The following is a 19,697-nucleotide window of genomic DNA, read 5'->3' on the forward strand; positions in this document are numbered from 1 at the left end:
TCGAGAGGCAATAAAGTTAATCGGCCGATTCTCTGAAGACTTTCACTCCAGAAAAGTTTCCCGTACCAGCCCATGGCGTTGCATCTTTTCGTTGAAGGTTCTGCGGGGCAACTGCAATTCATTGAGCACCGACTTGATATCGCCTTTGTGCCGGGTCAGGGACGCTTGCAGGCACTGGGCCTCGAAGGCTTCCTGCTGGGCGGCAAGGGACTGTCCCGGCGATGCCGTTTCCGGGCTGTCCAGCCCCAGTGTCTGGCGTTCGGCAGCATTGGCCAGCTCTCGCACATTGCCCGGCCAGTCATGGCTGAGCAACCGGCTCAATTGCAGGGCCGTGAGTGCCGGTGCTTCCCGGCCCATGCGGTCAGCGGCCATACGGGCAAAATGGTTGAAGAGTTGCACAATGTCCTCCCGGCGTTCGCGCAGGGGCGGCAGATACAACTGTGCGACATTCAGGCGATAGGCCAGGTCTTCACGGAATCGACCGGCACGGGCTTCCTCCAGCAAGTCCGGCTTGGTCGCGGCGACGATGCGCAGGTCCACTTCAATGCTCTGATTCGAGCCCAGTCGTTCCAGGCGCTTGTCCTGAAGCACGCGCAGCAGCTTGACCTGCTGGGCCATGGGCATGCTTTCGATCTCGTCGAGAAACAGTGTGCCGCCGTCGGCGTACTCGAGACGACCTATACGTTTGCCCTGGGCTCCGGTAAAGGCTCCGCTTTCATGGCCAAACAGTTCAGCCTCGAACAGATGCTCAGGGATGGCGGCGCAGTTGAGTGCCACAAAGGGTTTGTTGGCCCGTGGCCCGAAGTCATGCAGGCAGCGTGCGACCAGCTCCTTGCCACTGCCGGTTTCACCGCGAATGATCACGTTGACCGGCAGTTGCGACAGTTCCAGCACCGTGCGCCGCAGGTTTTGCAGGGCCGGCGATACGCCCAGCAGGGTGGCATCCAGTTGTGTTCTGGCATCGGCCTGTTCGGTCAGGCGGCGGTTTTCCAGGACCAGTTGCCGCTTTTCCATGGCCCTGTTCAGGTTGCTGAGCAGGGTCTGCGGGCTGAAGGGTTTTTCCAGAAAGTCATAAGCCCCTTCGCGCATGGCTTCGACCGCCATCGGCACATCGCCATGGCCGGTCAGCAGGATCACGGGCAGGTCCTTGTCCAGCGCTTGCAGGCGAGCCAGCAATTCAAGGCCGCTCATGCCCGGCATGCGGACATCGGTGAGGATCACGCCGGGAAAATGCTCGGGCAGATGCTCGAGGCACTCTTCGGCCCGGCTGTAGACCTGCACCTTGAAGCCGGACAAGGTTAGCCAGGGTTCCATGGCCTGGCGGATAGGGGCTTCGTCGTCGACGACAATGACCGAGTTCAGCATGGGAGCTCTGCCTCCATGAAATCATTGGGCAGGCAGAACCAGAACACTGCGCCTTCATCGCCGTTTTCTGCATTCAGGCGGCCATTGAGTTCGTGGATGATTGCATACGACACCGCAAGCCCGAGCCCCAGACCATCGCCCACCGGCTTGGTTGTGAAGAAGGGGTCGAAGATATTGGCCAGGTGTTCCTCGGCAATACCGCCCCCGGTGTCGGTGACGCTCAGGCGCCATTGGTCGGCATCGGCTTCTATGCGCACTTCCAGACGTTTTGTGGTCTTGTTGCGCATCGCATCCAGGGCGTTGCGCAGCAGATTGATCAGCACTTGTTCCAGGCGGATGGCATCGCCACGGACCCAGGCCGGGCGTGACAGCTGCAATACACACTGGACCCGTTCTTCGCGTATGCGCGGGTCCAGCAACAGCAGGGCCTGATCGACCACGGTCGCCAGGTCCAGCCGCTCGCGCAGGCCACCGGGGCTCTTGCGGGCAAAGGTTTTCAGGTGACTGGTGAGCGCGCTCATGCGGGTCAGTTGCTGATCCAGTGGCGCGAGGGATTTGCAGGCCTCGTCGATGCGGCCCTGATCGAGCAGCAGGCGTACGGTCGCCAGTTGCATGCGTTGTGCCGTCAGCGGCTGATTGATCTCGTGGGCCAGGGCGGCGGACATTTGCCCCAGGGCCGCCAGTTTGGTCGATTGCACCAGACCTTCCTGGGCGGTGCGCAGATCCCGCGTACGCTCCTGGACCTGTCGCTCCAGCTCGTCACGGCTGCGTTCGCGCAGGTTCGACAGGCGCCAGCGCTGGTAAAGGTACAGGCCCAGAAAGACCAGTGTCAGCCAGATACCGGCACCGGCCAGCGCCGCATTGCGCACGTCTTCATTGGCCATCTGGGGCTTGCGCAGCAGGTGCAGGGTCCAGTTCTCGTCGAGCAGCGGCATGGATTGCCAGAGGTAGTCGGTGGTGGCATCCGGGCCATCGACCCGGATCAGATGGCTGTACGGTCCGACCTGGTCCAGAATCCTTCGACGCAGTGGCGACAATGGCTTTTTATCGTACTGACGGGTGCGCAGCAGTTCTGCGCGGTTATCGAGGGAAATGGGGTCCAGCTCGCGATAGCGCCATTCGCTCCGGTTGGAAATGAAAACGATGCCTTTGTTGTCACTGACCAACAGCAGGTCGTCGCTCTGGCTCCATTCCTTTTCCAGAGAGGGAAATTCCAGCTTCACGACCATGGCACCACTGAAGCTCCCGGCCTCGTCCAGCACGGCATTGGACAGGAAATAGCCGGGAATGCCCGTCGTGACGCCGACGGCGTAGAAGCGACCGATACCGTTGCTTCTGGCCTGCTGGAAGTAGGGGCGAAACCCATAGTTATGGCCGACATAACTGTTGGGCTGTCGCCAGTTGCTGGCCCCGACGGTCAGGCCATGCCGGTCCAGCAGCTCCAGCGAGGAGGAGTGGGCCGTGTCGTTGATCTTTTCCAGCTTGCGATTGAGTTCAAGCTGAGCGTTTTCGGTGATCGGCCCGTTCACCGCAGCACGAATCTCGGGGTCGAGCGCCAGCACCGAGGGGAGGGCGCGATAGCGTTCGATCAGTGTGTGCAGGCTATTGGCATAGAGCGACAATTGCCCGTTGGCGCGTGTGGCTTCTTCCGACAGTGAATGCCGTTGTGCCTGACGCATGGCCAGACCGGCCGACAGGACGGCGCCTGTCAGGATCAGCACGACATAGAGAGAGAGACGTAGATTGCGATGCTTGAGAGTCATGTCGCGCGTACTGCCCGAGGTGTCAAAACGGGCGTATTCGCAGGCCGGTGCGCCCGCGAATACGCCGTTGTCGGCATTTACAACAGATTGAAGCTCGCTTGTTTCACGGCCTCGGAGTCAAGCCCGATCATGACGTTGAACTCGCCCGGCTCGGCCACGTATTTCAGGGCCGGGTCATAGAACTTCAGATCGTTCTCGCTGAGGGTAAAGCTCACGACTTTCTCTTCGCCGGGCTGCAGGGTGATCTTCTCGAAGTTTTTCAGCTCTTTCACCGGACGGCTGATCGAAGCGGCTACATCACGCAGATAAAGCTGCACGATGGTGGCACCTGCAACCTTGCCGGTGTTCTTGACCGTCACGCTGGCGGTCAGCTTGCCCTTGCGGGTCATCTTGCTGTCCGACAGGGTGACATCGGAAACGTCAAACTGCGTGTAGCTCAAGCCGTAGCCGAACGGGAACAGCGGGCCGTTGGTTTCCTCGAAGTAGTGCGAGGTGTAGTTGCCCGGCTTGTCCGCCGAGTACGGACGGCCGGTGTTCAGGTGCGCGTAGTAGACCGGCAACTGGCCGATCGAGCGCGGGAAGGACATGGCCAGCTTGCCCGACGGGTTGTAGTCGCCAAACAGCACGTCAGCCACGGCGTTACCGCCCTCGGTGCCCGGGAACCAGGTTTCGAGCATGGCATCGGCCTGCTCCAGTTCGTCGACCAGCACCAGCGGACGGCCGTTCATCAGCACCAGAACCAGCGGCTTGCCGGTGGCCTTGAGGGCCTTGATCAGGTCGCGCTGCTTGCCGGGAATGTTCAGGCTGCTGCGGCTGGCCGATTCGTGGGACATGCCACGGGACTCACCGACCACGGCCACGATCACATCGGACTGTTCGGCCACTTTCACGGCTTCGTCGATCATTTCCTGAGCCGGACGTGGATCGACTTCCACTTCATGTTCAATGAAGTTCAGGTAGTTGAGGATGTGCTCGTTGTCGCTGACGTTCGCACCACGGGCGTAAACCAGCTTGGCCTTGTCGCCGACGGCATTGGCCAGGCCTTCATACACGGTCACGGTCTGGTGAGGGCGACCGGCGGCCGACCAGCTGCCGAGCATGTCCAGATGGCTCTGGGCCAGACCGCCAATCACGGCGATGGTCCCTTGCTTTTTCAGCGGCAGGGTCTCGTTCCGGTTTTTCAGCAGCACCAGCGTCTTGCGGGCGACATCACGGGCTTCTGCACGGTGCAGGCGGTCGTCGGAATAGGTGTCGGCCGGGTCTTCGGCGGCGACGCCGATACGAGCATAAGGGGCTGCGAACAGGCCCATGTCGTATTTGGCACCCAGCACTTCGCGTACGGCGTTGTCGATTTCCTGCATGGAAACCTCACCGTCCTTCACCAGACCGGGCAATTGTTCGCCGTAGGCCACGTCGTTCATGCTCAGGTCGACGCCTGCCTTGATCGCCAGCTTGGCGGCTTCGCGGTAGTCCTTGGCAACGCCGTGATCGATCAGCTCCTTGATGGCGCCGTGGTCGCTGATGGTCACGCCCTTGAAGCCCCAGTCCTTGCGCAACAGGTCCTGCATCAACCATTTGTTGGAGGTCGACGGCACGCCGTTGATCGAGTTGAGGGCGACCATGACGCCACCGGCACCGGCATTGATACCGGCGCGGTAAGGCGGCAGGTAATCCTGGTACATGCGCGTCATGCTCATGTCCACGGTGTTGTAGTCGCGACCGCCTTCGACCGCGCCATACAGGGCGAAATGCTTGACGGCTGCCATGATGCTGTCGCTCGCAGCGACGTTCTTGCCCTGGAAGGACCGGACCATCACGTCGGAGATGCGCGACACCAGATAGGTGTCCTCGCCGAAGCCTTCGGAACTGCGGCCCCAGCGTGGGTCACGGGAAATGTCGACCATGGGGGCAAAGGTCATGTCCAGGCCGTCGGCACTGGCTTCTTTGGCCGAGATCCGGCCGGTCAGCGCGATGGCGTCCATGTCCCAGCTGGCGGCCATGCCCAGGCTGATCGGGAAAATCGTGCGATGGCCATGAATCACGTCATAGGCGAAGAACATCGGGATTTTCAGACGGCTGTGGGCGACTGCCGCCTCTTGCAATGGGCGGTTTTCTGAACGTGTAATGGAGTTGAATGTTCCGCCGATTCTTCCGGCGGCAATTTCCTTGAGAATCTTTGGCTGCGGCATCTCGTTGCTGATACTGATCAGGCGCAGTTGACCGATCTTTTCATCGAGGGTCATCTGTTTCATCAGGTTGGAGATGAAGGCATTCTTGGCTTGCAGTGCGGCTTTGGGGGTGTTGGGGGGCGCGGAAGTCGCGTCGGCCATCACCGATTGGCTGGCCAAACCGACCAGCAGTCCTAGTAAACACAGCTTATTCATGAATGATTTCTCAAGGCTTTTTACCGGCAACTCGCGTTTAATACCGGGTAGCCAGATTTTGGGTCTTCGACCTTTGGCATTTATTGTTCAAGCAGAGCGAAAGGGTAGCCGCTGAAATGTTTCGTTGCGCCAGGCCTTTCCAGGCATTGCCTGATCGCTGCTCGCTGATGTTTCGTACTGCGCCTGATACGGCCAATATTGGCCAAAATCGAGCATTGGCGTGGGATTATGCCGGGGAACTTCTCTTTTGGCTAAGGCGTGTCGGTCCAATAAATCAAAAAAGCACCGGAGGTTGGGTTTTGAAGTTTGTGTTGCAGCTGATGTTGTTCATGGTTATTTCGGCAGGCGGCGTGCTCAGGGTTCAGGCAGAGCCGCCGGCGCTGGTGTTCCCTCCCATGACAGGCAGTGTGGTGGATTCGGCACAGATGCTCGACAGTCAGGCGACGGTGCGTTTGACAAAAATGTTACAAAATCACGAGCAGGCAACCGGTGAGCGTATCGTGGTGGTCACGGTGGCCGATCTGCAAGGGGCGACCATCGAGGATTACGGCGCTCGGCTGGGCAGTGCCTGGGGGCTGGGAAGCGAGGGGAAAAGCACCAGTGTCCTGATGGTGGTGGGGCGTGAGAAGCGCAAGATCCTGATCGAGGCCGGTTCGGCCCTGCAGGAGCGCCTGACCGACGCTCAGGCTTCGCTCATCATCAACATGCTGATTGCACCGGAGTTCAACCGTGGCCGTTTCTCGGCGGGTATTGAGCGCGGTGCCCAGGCGGTCGTCATTGCCTTGGGCGGCCATGTGCCCGAAGAGCCCGAGTTGTCCGCCGAGCTCAGTACCTACGACACTCAGGTCGGCAACGATGTGGCCTGGCAGATTGCCGGGGGGCTGGTTGTCGTTGTGCTGCTGATTGTGTTCGTCTGCCTGAGAGGGACTGCCGTTGTACGGCGTACCGATGCGTGCCGGGGCACCGCGGGCAGTGGCGGAAAGTTTGGTGGTGGTGCTTCGGGCAACTGGTAATGAAAGGATCCAGAGCGAGGAAATAATGGCTTTACTCAACAAAGACGAACAGCGGCAGGTCGCAGAGGCAATCGACCGCCTTGAGCGGCGTACCGATGCCGAACTGGTCACCGTGCTGGCCGCCGGTGCCGACGATTACGCCTACATGCCGCTGATATGGGCCGGTCTGGTCGGTCTTCTGCTGCCGGGCGTCATCAATTATTTCCTGGACCTGTTGAGCGCCGATGAACTGCTGCTGGCGCAGATGAGCACATTCATTCTGGTGGCCTTGCTGTGCCGTATTCCGGCGATCATCAGCCATCTGGTTCCGGCGCCGGTTCGGCGGTGGCGGGCGGGTAACCTGGCCCGTCGGCAGTTTCTGGAGCAGAACCTGCACAACACGACCGGCGGCACGGGGATTCTGGTGTTCGTCTGTGAAGCCGAGCGTTATGTCGAGATACTGGTCGATCACGGTATTGCCAACCGGCTGCACGGTGATACCTGGAAGGCGATGGTCGATGTCTTTACCCAGCAGATTCGCGACGGGCAGACCTTGCAGGGCTTTCTGGGCTGTATCCATGCCTGTGGCGAGTTGCTGGCCGATCATGTTCCGGTGACCCGGGAACGCAGCGAGCTGACCAACCGGTTGGTGGTCCTGGGATAAGGGGCGCGGGCCGAAAGTGCTCGCGACACCACAGATTTATTAACCCTGCGCGTTGATCCCGCCTAAAATAGCCTCCTTTCTGTCCTGCTTCAGCCGTCCGAGGCGTTTTTCAATGTCAGCCACTGCCACTTCCTCCAAACCCGCGCCGGATCACATGGCGCAGTTCCTGGGTTTGCTGGACACCAGCCTTTCCCAAGACGCTCTCATCAAGCTGGTCCTGGCCCGATACGTGGGCGAGGAAACCGAATTGCAGCGGATCATCATCAAGCCGCTGACCGTCAAGGCTCAGCCTTGCCTGTCGTTCGTGTATCGCTATAAAACCCGCGACATCACCAAGAACTTTCCCGTGCCCGAGGCCATGGAGATCATTGCGGGCCTGTTGCCCGATTCGTTCAGGAATGCCCACCTGCTGTCACTGACCGATGAGGTGCAGCTGGAGTTCGGCAAGAAGGGCAAGAGCACCCTGTTCAAGAGTCAGACCCAGCAGGCCCGTGAAGTCTCGGCCGGGCATGACCGTGAAAAGAAACGCTACCTGGAGCTGACCCGTCCGTTTCTCACCGATCTGGGCGTGACCAACCGGCAGCATGAGTTGATTCCGGCCATGTCGCGCAAGTGGAAGCAGATCAACAAGTTCATCGAAGTGTTTTCCCACGCCCTGACTTCATCGCCGCTCCAGCTCGACCAGCCGGTCAAGGTGGCGGACTTCGGTTCGGGCAAGGGGTATCTGACGTTCGCGATCCACGATTACCTGTGTAACACCTTGCAGGCACAGGGGCAGGTCACCGGTGTGGAACTGCGCGAAGACATGGTGAACCTGTGCAATACCGCAGCGGCCCGGCTGGAGCATCCCGGTCTGGTGTTCCGGCATGGCGATGTGCGCAGTGTGGCGCCCAGTGACCTGGACGTGATGATTGCCTTGCATGCCTGTGATATCGCCACCGATTACGCGATCCATACGGGCATCCGCTCCGGCGCGTCGATCATCATGTGCTCGCCGTGCTGCCACAAGCAGATCCGCCTGCAGATCCAGAGCCCGGCCCTCTTGAAACCGATGCTGCAATACGGTCTGCACATGGGGCAGCAGGCTGAAATGGTCACCGACAGCCTGCGTGCGCTGCTGCTGGAAGCCTGTGGCTATGAAACCAAGGTCTTCGAGTTCATCTCGCTGGAACATACCAACAAGAACAAGATGATCCTGGCGGTCAAGCGCGCCGAGCCGGTTGACCCGGCCCGCTTGCTGGCGCGCATCCAGGAGCTCAAGACGTTCTACGGCATTACCGAGCACTGCCTGGAAACCCTGCTCCAGGCAGACGGTTTGCTCAACTGAGTGGCGTGGCAGGTTTGGGGGGCGCGATGACCGAGGTCTTGCGTCCCAGCATCACGGTGGCGATGACGGCGGCGGCAAAGACCCAGGTGATCGGTTCGATGTGTTCGCCAAAGAACAGCGCCGAAAAGGCCATGGTGAAGAAAATCTGCAACAACTGAACCTGGCTGACCCGCGAAATACCGCCCATCGCCAGCCCGGAATACCAGGCAAAGAAGCCGATGAACTGCGAGAAGAACGCCACGTAGGCAAAGGCCCACAAGGTGCCGCTGGAAACCGGTCCTTGATGCTGCACGGCAAAATACAGAAAGGGGCCGATCAGCAAGGGGCTCGATAACACCAGTGCCCAGCAGATCACCTGCCAGCCGCCCATCTCCCTGGCCAACCGGCCGCCTTCGGCGTAACCCAGCCCACCAACTGCGATGGCGCCAATCATCCAGAGGTCGCCCGCCTGAATGCTGCCAGCACCGCTCATCAGGGAATAACCGAGCACCAGAGCACTGCCCAGTGCCGCGCAGCCCCAGAAGGCTTTCGAGGGCCGTTCGTGGGACAGCCAGGCGGCATAAATGGCGACAAACAGCGGTTGTATGCCGTTGACCAGTGCGCCATGAGAGGCTGGCAGTGTCTGCATGGCCCAGGCCGACAGGACCGGAAAGCCAATGATGACCCCGCAGATCACCAGCGCCAGCCCTTTGAGCTGTTCCCGTGTGGGCCACTTTTCCCGTCGCCAGTACAGCAGCGCCGCCGCCGGAATCGCCGCCAGCAAGGCGCGTCCGATTCCGTTGAGCAAAGGGTGAAGTTCCTGCACCACGATACGTGTCATCGGCAGTGTCAGGCTGAAAATGATGACGCCCAGCAGGCCCAGAGCCATACCGGTGTTTTCACGAGAAGACATGATCCCCATCCAGTTCTTGATGTTTTATCCACAAGGATTGGCATCTAGCCATAGTTCGGCCTGAGCGTGCTTCTACAGCTATACAGAAATTTGGCCGTACAGTTTCCGACAGCTTGTCGCATGCCGTTCCGCTTCATTGAGCTGGATCAACGTTCCGCGCTCCCGGAAGGCCGAAGCTACAGAAAAACCCAAGGCTCCAGACCCGTCGCCGTGCCGGAACCTGAGCCAAGCAGAGATGAGGAATCAGCCATGAGCAGCACTTTTTTCATTCCCGCCGTGAACATCATTGGCTCGGGTTGCATCGATGAAGCGGTGCAAGCCATCCGCAAATACGGATTCCGCAAGGCCCTGATCGTGACCGATGCAGGCCTGGCCAAGGCCGGTGTTGCCGCACAGGTCGCAGGTCTGCTGGTCGAAGAGGGCATCGATGCAGTGGTATACGACGGTGCCAAGCCGAACCCGACCATCAGTAACGTGGAAAAAGGCCTCGCGCTGCTGAAAGAGCGCGAGTGTGACTTCGTGATCTCCCTGGGCGGTGGTTCGCCCCACGACTGTGCCAAGGGCATTGCCCTGTGCGCCAGCAACGGCGGGCATATCAGCGAATACGAAGGGGTGGATCGTTCGGAAAAGCCGCAGTTGCCGCTGATCGCGATCAACACCACGGCCGGCACTGCCAGCGAAATGACCCGTTTCTGCATCATTACCGATGAAGTCCGTCACGTGAAAATGGCGATCATCGACCGTAACGTCACCCCGATCCTGTCGGTGAACGACCCGAAAATGATGGTGGGCATGCCCAAGTCCCTGACGGCCGCCACCGGCATGGACGCGCTGACCCACGCCATCGAGGCTTATGTGTCGACCGCTGCGACACCGATCACCGACGCCTGTGCCATCAAGGCCATGAACCTGATTGCCGGTAACCTGTACAAGGCGGTCACCAACGGCTCGGACATCGTGGCGCGGGAAAACATGGCCTATGCGCAGTTCCTCGCGGGCATGGCGTTCAACAATGCTTCGCTGGGCTATGTCCATGCGATGGCGCACCAGCTGGGCGGTTTCTATGACCTGCCTCACGGTGTCTGCAACGCGGTCCTGCTGCCTCACGTACAAAGCTTCAACGCCGCGGTCAGCGCCGCACGCCTGACTGACGTGGCCCATGCCATGGGGGCCGATATCCGTGGGTTGTCACCTGAAGAAGGGGCGCGGGCGGCTGTTGCGGCGATTCGCAAGCTGTCGGCTTCGGTGGAAATCCCGTCGGGCCTTCTCGCCTTGGGCGTGAAAGAGGAAGACATCCCGATTCTGGCCAGCAATGCCCTGAAAGATGCCTGTGGCCTGACCAACCCGCGTCCGGCCGATCAGGAGCAGATTGAGAGCATTTTCCGCCAGGCACTCTGATTCACATCCCGCCCCCTCGATGACTCGTGCATCGCGGGGGCTTTTTTCAAGAGAGGAAATCACGATGAGCACGACCTCCAGCGATATCTGCGACGCCGCCGAGCAACTTGAGGGGTTTGTGGGGTATCACCACAAGCACAAGCATTTCATCGTGCGTTTCAGCGAAGACTCCTTCGGCATGGACGTCACCGAGGACAGCATCACTCCCACCAGCGAATTCGTCTGGAGTAACGGCACCGGTGCCCAGATGAGCCTCAGCCGTGAACGCCTGCAATTGCTGTTCGATCAGAATATCGACAGTCGCCTGAACATTACCGAGCCGCTCCGGGTGTACATGCGTCGGCAGGATTTGCCGGAGATCAAGGTGGAACGCTGGGTGAAGGTGTAACGATTGCCTGGCTCGTCATGGCATTCACCATTCAGGTATGAAACATGCAGCAACACGCCGACATGCCAGAATAATGACGAGAAAACATGAAGCCCATACCTTTTGTATCGGCACGACTCACACCTAAAGCCCTGTCGGCGGGGCTCATCGGCTTCATCATCCTGGTCTGCATTTCGCTGATACTGGCGACGGCATGGCAGATGAAACAGTCGGCAGCCGAACGCCTGAGCGCGGCCGAAATGGGCGTGACCAACATTGTCAGTGCCGCCGAGCAGCAGGCTCAGGACACGGTACGGCAGGCAGACAACAAACTCAGGGACCTTGTGGAGCGGGTCGAGAGCGACGGTATCGACCGTCCTCAGCGATTGCGCCTGCACAAGCTCATGTCCCGTGACGTTGCAATCATGAAAGGCATTCAGGGGCTTTTCATTTATGACGAATACGGAAACTGGGTGACCAATTCCTTCTCCCTGGATGACGCTACTAAAAACAACAGCGACCGTGATTACTTCATTTATCACCGCGAAAACAGGGATACCTCCATCCATATAGGCTCGATCATCAAGAGCCGGACCACGGGCGAGATGATCATCCCGGTCAGCCGCCGTATTCAGCATGGCGATGGAAGTTTTGCCGGTGTGGCCCTGGCCACGATCCCTGTTTCCTATTTTCAGAGCTTCTTCGAGCGTATGGCGGTGGACGACAAGGGCGTCATTTTCCTCGCCCTGGATAACGGCGATCTGCTGGCCCGTCGCCCGACCATTGGCGCGTTGATGATGACCAATATTTCCAAGGGCGAGATCTTCAGCCGATACCTGCCTCAGGGCGACAAGGGTACGGCGATTCTCACCTCTGTCGTGGACGGCATCAAAAGAATCTATGCCTATCGCCGCCTGCAAGGGCTGCCCATCGTGACCGCTGCCGGTCTGTCGTATGAGTCGGTGTTTGCCAGCTGGTGGACGTATGCCTATCGCTCTTTCGTCATTGTCGGCCTGATCATTTCGGCGCTCGTTGTGCTCGGCGTGGTTCTTTATGGTCAGGTGCAGAAACTGTTGAAAGCTGAAAGGCAGCTCAATATTGCACGGGGCGAACTGGAAGTGCTCGCCCAGACCGACAGCCTGACGGGCATTGCGAACCGGCGCTGCTTCGATGTGGCCTTGAAGAGGGCAGAGGTGCATTCACGGCGTAATGGCGAACGGGCGGGCCTGATCCTTCTCGATATCGACTGGTTCAAGCAATACAACGACACCTATGGTCATGTCGTGGGGGACGAATGCCTGAAAAAGGTCGCTCGCCTCATTCAGGCCAACACCAACCGCTCTTCGGACCTGGTCGCCCGCTATGGCGGCGAAGAGTTCGTGATCCTGCTGCCGGACACCGATCAGGCGGGAACGCTGGGCGTTGCCGAAGCGATACGGTCTGCCATCTTCAAGGCGGGCATCGAGCACTCTGCCAGCCCGCTGGGCGTCGTCAGTATCAGTGCGGGTGTACTCTCTACAGGGTTTTCCGAAGGGCAGAGTGGTGCAGAAAGCCTGGTCGAGGTTGACCGGTTGCTGTACCGGGCCAAAAGCCTTGGGCGCAATCGGGTTGGGGTTGAATGAGTTTCCAGGGACGCCGTCCTGGCGAGAATCCGGAAACCGCTTGGTGGCTATCCGTTTTCAGCTAACGGATAATGCCCCGCCGATTTCGATTCTGACGTTTCTGTCAGCGCTTAGGAGTTATTGATGGTCAAGACGCGTCCACGTCCTGCGGTCAGCGGAGTTGCATCAGCTGATCGGGTGCTCACTGTCCTTTCAGCGTTCCGGGTGGGGGATACCGCTCTGAACCTCGTTGAGCTGGTAGAGCGCACGGGACTTATCAAAAGCACCATCATGCGTCTGATGGTTTCGCTGGAAACCTATGGATTCATCAACCGGATGTCGGATGGCCGTTACATGCTGGCCAGCGAAGTCATGCGCCTGAATGCGGTCTATCAGGATGCGCTCGATCTGGAACGGCATGTTCTTCCGCGACTCCACAAGCTGACAGACGAAACGGGGGAAACCGCTTCGTTTTATGTGCGCCACGGTGCCTATCGCCTGTGTCAGTACCGGGTCAACTCCCCCCATCGGCTTCGGCTCCACTTGCAGCCGGGGGACATGCGGCCGATGGATGGCGCGGCCAGCGCCGAGGCGTTGCGGACCCCTTACAGCCGTGCCCGCGATGGCCTGGAGCCTTTTTATTCCAGTGGTGCCACCGATCCGCATGCGGCATCCATGGCGTTGCCTATATACGGGCCGCTGCAAGAAGTGATCGGGGCGATAGTGCTGTCTGGTCCGGCCATGCGATTGACTGCCGATTATGCAAAGTCGATTCAGGATATTTTTGTCGCTGTTGCCGAGGACCTGACTCGCAGTCTGGGTGGCAAGAGTGCTGCCGCAGAGGCAGAGGGAAAGCGGCCGTGACGATCAAGACGCCGACGCTCCTTCATTCAGAGGGAGCGCCGGAGGTGTTTCAGGTCATGGGAAACCCGATAAAGGTTGCGGCCTAACTGGCCTTGAGTGGCTGGGTGGCTTCAGCCTGTTCGCGCTGGCGATGACGCCCCATCACCAGGACGGCAATCCCGCCGGTGATGCAGAGTGCGGCGAGTGGCAGCATCGCCAGGGCATAACTCCCGGTCGCACCATGGATCGCCCCGTAGGCATTGACCATGATTCCGCCGCCGATCAGGTTGGCCAGTGCGCCGATGGCCGCGAGGCCCGCAGCTGCGGTGCTGCTGGACAGCCACGACGAAACCAGTGCCCAGAAAGGCCCCTTCATCGAATAGGCACCGACCAGCACCATGGTCAGCAGCAGGACGGTGGCTGGCAGGGAGGATGTCACCAATGCCAGCAACAGTCCGGCGGCAATCAAGAGCAGGGTGGCCGAGGTATGCCAGCGACGCTCGTTGGTACGATCGGAACTGCGTCCCCAGACAATCATGGCAATCGAGGCAATGCCGTAAGGGATGGCATTGGTCAGGCCGATTTCCAGGTTGCTCAGGCCGAAGGTCTTGAGCAGTTGCGGTGCCCAGACACTCATGGTGCTGCCTGCGGCGGAAGCTCCTGAATAAATGAGCGCCATGACCCAGATGTCCTTGTGCCTGAGCAGTTTCCACAGCGATATGTGGCCGATGTTGGTCTTGAGTTGACGCTCCTCTTCAAGACGGCCAATCAGCCAGGAGCGCTGTTCATCATTCAGCCACCTGGCCTGTTCGGGGCGGTCGGTCAGTACAAACAGGCAGGCGATCCCCAGCAGTACGGCCGGGATACCTTCAATGATGAACAGCCAGTGCCAGCCGCGCATGCCCATCCAGCCATCGAGCGTCAGCAAGTAACCTGACAGTGGCGAGCCCAGGAAGTTGGCTCCGGGAATGGCGACCATGAAGATGGCGACCATTCGTGCCCGGTAGGCTGAGGGCAGCCAGTAGGTCATGTACAGCAGCACGCCGGGGAAGAATCCGGCTTCTGCGGCTCCCAGCAGAAAGCGCATCACATAGAGTGAGTTTGCGCCCTGCACGAACGCGGTGCCTGCCGAGATCAGGCCCCAGGTGATCATGATCCGGGCAATCCAGATCCGTGCCCCGAACTTTTGCAGCGCAAGGTTGCTGGGGACTTCCACCAGAAAATAGGAAAAGAAAAACAGGCTGCTGGCAAACCCGAAGATGGCGGGCGTCAGCCCCAGGTCGTGGTTCATCTGCAGCGATGCCATCCCGATGTTGCCGCGATCGATGATCGCAATCAGGTAGCAGATGATCAGAAAGGGAAGAAGTCGCCAGGCGACCCGGCGCATGGTGGTGCGTTCAAGCTCGCTGACGGCTGGAGGCGCTTTTGTCGCGGCCATGGTGCTCTCCTTGTGTTTGTTCTTGTGGAGAAACGGTAAATGACAGCCCTGTGAAGCATGGGGATCAAGGCTGTCAGTTCAGTATCAATTACCCAGGAGCTGGCGGTTGACGATGCAGCGAGGATCGAGGGCCTCGTTGTTCCAGATCTTCACGATCTGCTGCACGGCCAACAGACCGACACGGTCCCGCGCTTCGGTCGTGTTGGCCCCCACGTGAGGGGTCGCGACCAGATTGCTCAGCCCCCAGAGTTCGCTGTCCGCTGGAGGCGGTTCCGGGTTGAAGGTGTCCAGCCCGGCTCCTGCGATTCGACGGGTCTGCAAGGCATGCACCAGGGCCTGGGTGTCGACCAGTTCGCCGCGGGCCGTGTTGATCAGAATGCTGTTCGGGCGCATGCGGTTGAATTGGTCTGCGCCGATCAGATGGCGGTTCTGGTCTGTCAGTGGACAGTGGAGGCTGATGATATCGCTGGATTCGATCAGGCGGTTGAAGTCGGTTTCCCGTTCGACATGGGAACGTTCCGGCAGGGTCTTGAGGTAGGGGTCGTAGACCTTCACCTTCATCTGCAGCGGGGTGACCAGATCCATGAGGATTCCGCCGATGGAGCCCAGGCCCACCAGCCCCAGCGTCTTGCCGAACAGCTCAATGCCGTTGGCCGTCGATTTGTCCCAGTGACCGGCACGCATCCGGGCGTCCTGCGCGGCGGTCTGGCGTGCCACGCTGAACATCAGGGCAAAAGCATGCTCCGCAACGGACTGGGCATTCGCGCCCAGCGCAATGGTGACCGGAATGCCGCTGTCCGCTGCCGCCTGAATGTCGATGGTGTCGTAGCCCACGCCGTGCTTGGCGATCGCCTTTAGCCGGGAAGAGGCCTCGATCATCTCTCTGCTGAGCTTGCCCTGACGCACGATGATCGCGTCGGGCTGCTCGTCACGAATGACGGCCAGCAGTTCGTCGGCAGGCAGGTAGGGCGTGGTGGGGATGATCTGGATATCCAGGCTGGCTGCGTGGCTCATGGCGTCGTGCGCGAGGACCGGGCCCGTCAACAGAATCTTGCGAGTCATGGATGCGTACCTTGTTGTTATTGGCATGAATTGCAGGCTCGGGGAAATCGAGCGCAAGCATTGATAAAGACCCTATCACAATGAAATGTCATTTCAATAGAGAAATATTTAATCGGGTTTATGGTCTTTAAAAAGCCATTTTTGGCTATTGAAACTTTAAAAATGAAATGTGATTCTGATTGTCGGTCGAGTTTGACCCGTTGGGAAACTATAATTTCAAGAGAGAAATGCCCATGACGATTGGATTCCAGGTTCTCAAGGCGGCACGCAAGGTCAGCGCTGAGTGGGTTGCACGCTACCGTGACGTACCGGTCGCCAACGTGAGCGATTCGATGCACCGGATGACCGCTGGCGGCGCACGCTTGCGTCCCATGCACCGCGAAGGCGTGCTGGCCGGCCCGGCACTGACTGTGAAGGCGAGACCCGGCGACAACCTGATGCTTCACTACGCCATCGATATTGCGCAGCCGGGCGATGTGATCGTGGTGGACGCCGGTGGGGACCTGAGTAACGCCTTGATCGGAGAAATGATGGTGGCCTATGCGGTCAAGCGTGGCGTGGCGGGCATTGTCATCAATGGTGCCATCCGCGACGCAGGCAGTATTGGCGCCGGCACTTTCCCGATGTTCGCGGCGGGTATTTCCCACCGTGGTCCTTACAAGGATGGTCCGGGTGAGATCAATGTCCCCATTGCCATCGACGGGATGGTCATCGAGCCGGGGGACCTGGTGATCGGCGATGAAGACGGGCTGCTTTGTGTCCCCTACGATCACGTGGCAGACGTGTATGATCGCGCTGCGGCCAAGCACCATGCCGAGCAGAAGCAATTGGAACAGATTGCCCGTGGCGAGAATGATCGCTCCTGGGTGATCGAGTCGTTGAAGAAAAAGGGCTGCCAGTTGCCGGAGTGATCCGGCGCATCGCATGTTGCCGTGCGAACCGCCTGCCTCTTCCTGAGGCGGGTGGTACGAGGCCCTGGACAAGAGGCCTGGATGACACCTTCAATTCCACCCCGTAGAACATGGCCCGCTCCTGTGCGGGCGTTGTCTCACAGGAACTTTCAGGTCTATTTTCTGGGGCAGGCGGTTTCGACCCTCGGCAAGTGGGTGCAGCAGGTTGCGCTTTCCTGGCTCGCCTATCACCTCACCGGTTCTGCCTCTCTGCTGGGGCTTCTGGCTTTTCTCGCATTGGCACCGCAGCTTCTTGTCGGGCCTGTCGCCGGTGCCTGGATCGACAAGCATGACAAGCACCGGCTGCTGCTGATCGCTCAGGCGTTGCTGGCGCTTCAGTCGTTTTCGTTGGCGGTGATGACCTGGGCCGGGTGGATGGATCATTTCTGGCTGATCGTCATGGCGTCATTGCTGGGTATCCTCAATGCGTTTGAGACCCCGCTGCGACAAGCGCTGATCGGCAGCTTCGTGGCAGACCCGGCCGACCTGCCCAATGCTTTGGCCCTCAACGCCATGCTGATCAACGCCGCGCGTTTTGTCGGCCCGCCTCTGGCCGGTGCGTTGATTGCGTACAGCGGTGAGGCCGTGTGCTTTCTCCTGACATCGATTGCGTTCTTGCTGCTGTTGTTCGGGCTGTTGAAAATCAAGGGCACGCCTTCTGTCAGGGTCACGGGCAAGACCGGGCAGATGTTCCGGGAAGGACTGAAGTACCTGTGGTTCACGCTCGATGTGCGGCGGCTGATGCTGGGCGTGGTGATGGTCAACCTGATGTCTTCGATCTATGCGGTCCTGCTTCCGGTCATTACCCGAGAGTCCTATGGCGGCGATGCGCAGACCCTCGGCTGGCTATGGGGCGCGGCGGGTGCCGGTGCCTTTGTTGCCACGCTTTGCCTTGCACTGGGGGGCACGGTATCCCGGCTTGGCCGTTTCATTCAGGGCGCTTCGGTGTGCTGCGCGTTTGCCTTGCTTGGACTGGCCTTCGACGTTCATTTTGTCGGGGCGATAACCTTGCTGGCTGTTCTGGGCTTTGGAATCACGGCCAATAACGTCAGCACCAACATGCTGCTGCAAAGCCAGGCACCTTCCGAATTGCGCGGGCGAGTCATTGCGTTCTACATCGCCATGCGATTCGGGTTCGAGGCCATTGGAGGCTTGCTGGCAGGCCTGGTTGCGGCCCGGTGGGGAGCGCCAGCGACAATGGGTGTCGCTGGCGTTCTGCTTGCGGGGTATCTGGTTTTCGACCGTTTCTATTGGTCGTCACGGTCCGGCTCTTCTAGCTAGAGCTCGCTTCGCGGGCCGGTAGCGATGCATCGGCAGGAGCCTTCTGGCTGCGGGCCGGATCCCCGAGCCACAGCATCAGGCATGTACCCAGCATGAGGATGGAGGCGACGGCGTAAAACGGACCGGAGAAGGATTGAGTCGCATCCTTGATGAGGCCAATCATGAAGGGCCCGGCAAATCCTCCCAGGTTGCCGATCGACACAATCAGTGCCAGACCGCCAGCGGCCGCCCGGCCTGTCAGGAAGCTCGACGGGATTGCCCAGAATGTCGCCTGGAACGAGAGGATGCTTGCCACGGCGAAGGCCAGGCAGGTGATCTTCAGGAACGGTTCATCGATGGAGGCGGCACCCACCAGCGAGAGTGCCGCGAACGCCAGTGCGCTGACGACATAGGGCAGGCGATTCTGGCTGCGGTTGGCCAGTCGTGCCCAGACCGTCATGGTGACCGCACCGAGAATGTAGGGCAGCGCTGCAACCAGGCCCACCGTGCTGTTTTCCATGCCCAGGCTTTTGATGATCTGAGGCATCCAGATCCCGATGCCGATCGAGCCGACGATGCAGCAGAAGTTGATGGCCGCCAGCACAAAGACCTTCGGGTTGGTGAGTGCGCCGCGCAGGGTATTGCCATGGGTAGCGCTGATGGCCTGCTGTTCGCGGTTGAGGCGTTCAGTGAGCCAGGCCTTTTCCCGTTCATTCATCCAGCGCGCTTTGGCGGGATTATCGACCAGCACGAACAGGCAGGCTATGCCCAGCAAAACGGCAGGCAGGGCTTCTGCGACCAGCAGGAATTGCCAGTTCTTCAGGCCAAGAATGCCGTGCATGTCGAGCAGCCAGCCTGACAGGGGAGAGCCGAAGATATTGGCGGTGGGGATGCCGAGCAGGAAGGCGGCAGTGGCCTTCGCCCGCCATTTGCCTGGAAACCAATAGGTGAAATACAGATAGACGCCGGGCGTGAAGCCCGCCTCTGCAAGACCCAGCAGGAACCGCATGATGCTGAAGCTGATCGGGCCGGTGGCAAAGGCCGTCCCCATTGAAATCAGGCCCCAGGTAATCATGATTCTGGCGATCCAGATGCGTGCGCCGAAGCGCTGCATCAGCAGGTTGCTGGGTATCTCGAAAATGAAGTATCCGAAAAAGAACAGGCCGGCAGCCCAGCCGAACATCGTGGCGGTCAGGCCAAGGTCCTTGTTCATACTGATGGCTGCAAAGCCCACGTTGGTACGGTCGAGATAGCTGATGACATAGCAGATGAAGATGAACGGTACGATGCGCAGCATCACCCGACGCAGCAGCTTTTCACCTTCTGCGTCGGACAGGGCGGGGAGTGTCTGGGTTTCTTCTGGAGTCATGGCGTCGTCACTTCTTTTATCG

16 protein-coding genes are annotated in these 19,697 nt (G+C 59.7%); 9 read left to right on the forward strand and 7 right to left on the reverse strand.

Annotated features, from left to right (window positions below; genetic code table 11):
• Nucleotides 1–42 precede the first annotated feature (42 nt).
• The 3 genes from ACIPY9_RS05900 to bglX all read right to left on the reverse strand — a co-directional run bounded on the left by ACIPY9_RS05900 (nucleotide 43) and on the right by bglX (nucleotide 5,512).
• Entirely contained in the window at nucleotides 43–1,365 is a 1,323-nt protein-coding gene (locus ACIPY9_RS05900; RefSeq protein ID WP_400697957.1) for a sigma-54-dependent transcriptional regulator, read from the reverse strand.
• Complete coding sequence (locus ACIPY9_RS05905; protein WP_400697959.1) at nucleotides 1,359–3,128, reverse strand: ATP-binding protein; 1,770 nt, start codon at nucleotides 3,126–3,128, stop codon at nucleotides 1,359–1,361. The genes ACIPY9_RS05900 and ACIPY9_RS05905 overlap by 7 nt, the downstream gene beginning before the upstream one ends.
• Nucleotides 3,129–3,205: 77 nt before the next feature.
• A complete protein-coding gene (gene bglX, locus ACIPY9_RS05910) occupies nucleotides 3,206–5,512 on the reverse strand; it encodes a beta-glucosidase BglX (protein ID WP_400697962.1) in 2,307 nt (768 codons plus the stop codon).
• Nucleotides 5,513–5,841: 329 nt separating this feature from the next.
• Between bglX and ACIPY9_RS05915 the strand changes: the two genes are divergently transcribed.
• The 3 genes from ACIPY9_RS05915 (at nucleotide 5,842) to ACIPY9_RS05925 (ending at nucleotide 8,495) form a co-directional block, all read left to right on the forward strand.
• Nucleotides 5,842–6,525, forward strand: a complete 684-nt coding sequence (locus tag ACIPY9_RS05915; protein WP_400698319.1) for a TPM domain-containing protein — start codon at nucleotides 5,842–5,844, stop codon at nucleotides 6,523–6,525.
• Nucleotides 6,526–6,550: 25 nt separating this feature from the next.
• On the forward strand, nucleotides 6,551–7,168 hold the full coding sequence (locus ACIPY9_RS05920) for a TPM domain-containing protein (RefSeq protein ID WP_400697964.1): 618 nt from the start codon (nucleotides 6,551–6,553) through the stop codon (nucleotides 7,166–7,168).
• A 112-nt stretch (nucleotides 7,169–7,280) separates the two neighbouring features.
• Nucleotides 7,281–8,495, forward strand: coding sequence for a class I SAM-dependent methyltransferase (locus tag ACIPY9_RS05925; protein ID WP_400697967.1), 1,215 nt, complete (start codon nucleotides 7,281–7,283; stop codon nucleotides 8,493–8,495).
• Here the strand turns inward: ACIPY9_RS05925 and ACIPY9_RS05930 are convergent.
• On the reverse strand, nucleotides 8,488–9,387 hold the full coding sequence (locus tag ACIPY9_RS05930; RefSeq protein WP_400697970.1) for a DMT family transporter: 900 nt from the start codon (nucleotides 9,385–9,387) through the stop codon (nucleotides 8,488–8,490). The two genes, ACIPY9_RS05925 and ACIPY9_RS05930, sit on opposite strands and share 8 nt — an antisense overlap.
• A 249-nt stretch (nucleotides 9,388–9,636) precedes the next feature.
• Here ACIPY9_RS05930 and yiaY point away from each other — a divergent pair, with 249 nt between their 5' ends.
• The 4 genes from yiaY (at nucleotide 9,637) to ACIPY9_RS05950 (ending at nucleotide 13,617) form a co-directional block, all read left to right on the forward strand.
• Complete coding sequence (yiaY, locus tag ACIPY9_RS05935) at nucleotides 9,637–10,785, forward strand: L-threonine dehydrogenase (protein WP_400697972.1); 1,149 nt, start codon at nucleotides 9,637–9,639, stop codon at nucleotides 10,783–10,785.
• A 64-nt stretch (nucleotides 10,786–10,849) separates the two neighbouring features.
• Nucleotides 10,850–11,173, forward strand: a complete 324-nt coding sequence (locus ACIPY9_RS05940) for a DUF2025 family protein (protein ID WP_400697974.1) — start codon at nucleotides 10,850–10,852, stop codon at nucleotides 11,171–11,173.
• Nucleotides 11,174–11,259: 86 nt separating this feature from the next.
• A complete protein-coding gene (locus ACIPY9_RS05945) occupies nucleotides 11,260–12,774 on the forward strand; it encodes a diguanylate cyclase (protein ID WP_400697976.1) in 1,515 nt (504 codons plus the stop codon).
• A 123-nt stretch (nucleotides 12,775–12,897) separates the two neighbouring features.
• Nucleotides 12,898–13,617: an IclR family transcriptional regulator gene (locus ACIPY9_RS05950; protein WP_400697979.1), complete on the forward strand. Its 720-nt coding sequence runs from the start codon at nucleotides 12,898–12,900 to the stop codon at nucleotides 13,615–13,617.
• A gap of 82 nt (nucleotides 13,618–13,699) precedes the next feature.
• Here the strand turns inward: ACIPY9_RS05950 and ACIPY9_RS05955 are convergent, their stop codons facing one another.
• Both ACIPY9_RS05955 and ACIPY9_RS05960 read right to left on the reverse strand, forming a co-directional pair.
• Entirely contained in the window at nucleotides 13,700–15,034 is a 1,335-nt protein-coding gene (locus ACIPY9_RS05955) for an MFS transporter (protein WP_400697981.1), read from the reverse strand.
• 84 nt (nucleotides 15,035–15,118) lie between these two features.
• The gene (locus ACIPY9_RS05960) at nucleotides 15,119–16,096 is read right to left on the reverse strand and encodes a hydroxyacid dehydrogenase (protein ID WP_400697984.1); all 978 of its coding nucleotides are present in this window, start codon (nucleotides 16,094–16,096) and stop codon (nucleotides 15,119–15,121) included.
• A gap of 233 nt (nucleotides 16,097–16,329) precedes the next feature.
• Between ACIPY9_RS05960 and ACIPY9_RS05965 the strand changes: the two genes are divergently transcribed.
• Nucleotides 16,330–17,007: an RraA family protein gene (locus tag ACIPY9_RS05965; protein WP_400697987.1), complete on the forward strand. Its 678-nt coding sequence runs from the start codon at nucleotides 16,330–16,332 to the stop codon at nucleotides 17,005–17,007.
• 81 nt (nucleotides 17,008–17,088) lie between these two features.
• On the forward strand, nucleotides 17,089–18,327 hold the full coding sequence (locus ACIPY9_RS05970) for an MFS transporter (RefSeq protein ID WP_400697990.1): 1,239 nt from the start codon (nucleotides 17,089–17,091) through the stop codon (nucleotides 18,325–18,327).
• Here the strand turns inward: ACIPY9_RS05970 and ACIPY9_RS05975 are convergent.
• The gene (locus ACIPY9_RS05975) at nucleotides 18,320–19,675 is read right to left on the reverse strand and encodes an MFS transporter (RefSeq protein WP_400697993.1); all 1,356 of its coding nucleotides are present in this window, start codon (nucleotides 19,673–19,675) and stop codon (nucleotides 18,320–18,322) included. The two genes, ACIPY9_RS05970 and ACIPY9_RS05975, sit on opposite strands and share 8 nt — an antisense overlap.
• Nucleotides 19,676–19,697: the final 22 nt, after the last annotated feature.

This window comes from Pseudomonas sp. NPDC089734 (assembly GCF_044748865.1).
In the GTDB taxonomy this organism is placed as follows: domain Bacteria; phylum Pseudomonadota; class Gammaproteobacteria; order Pseudomonadales; family Pseudomonadaceae; genus Aquipseudomonas.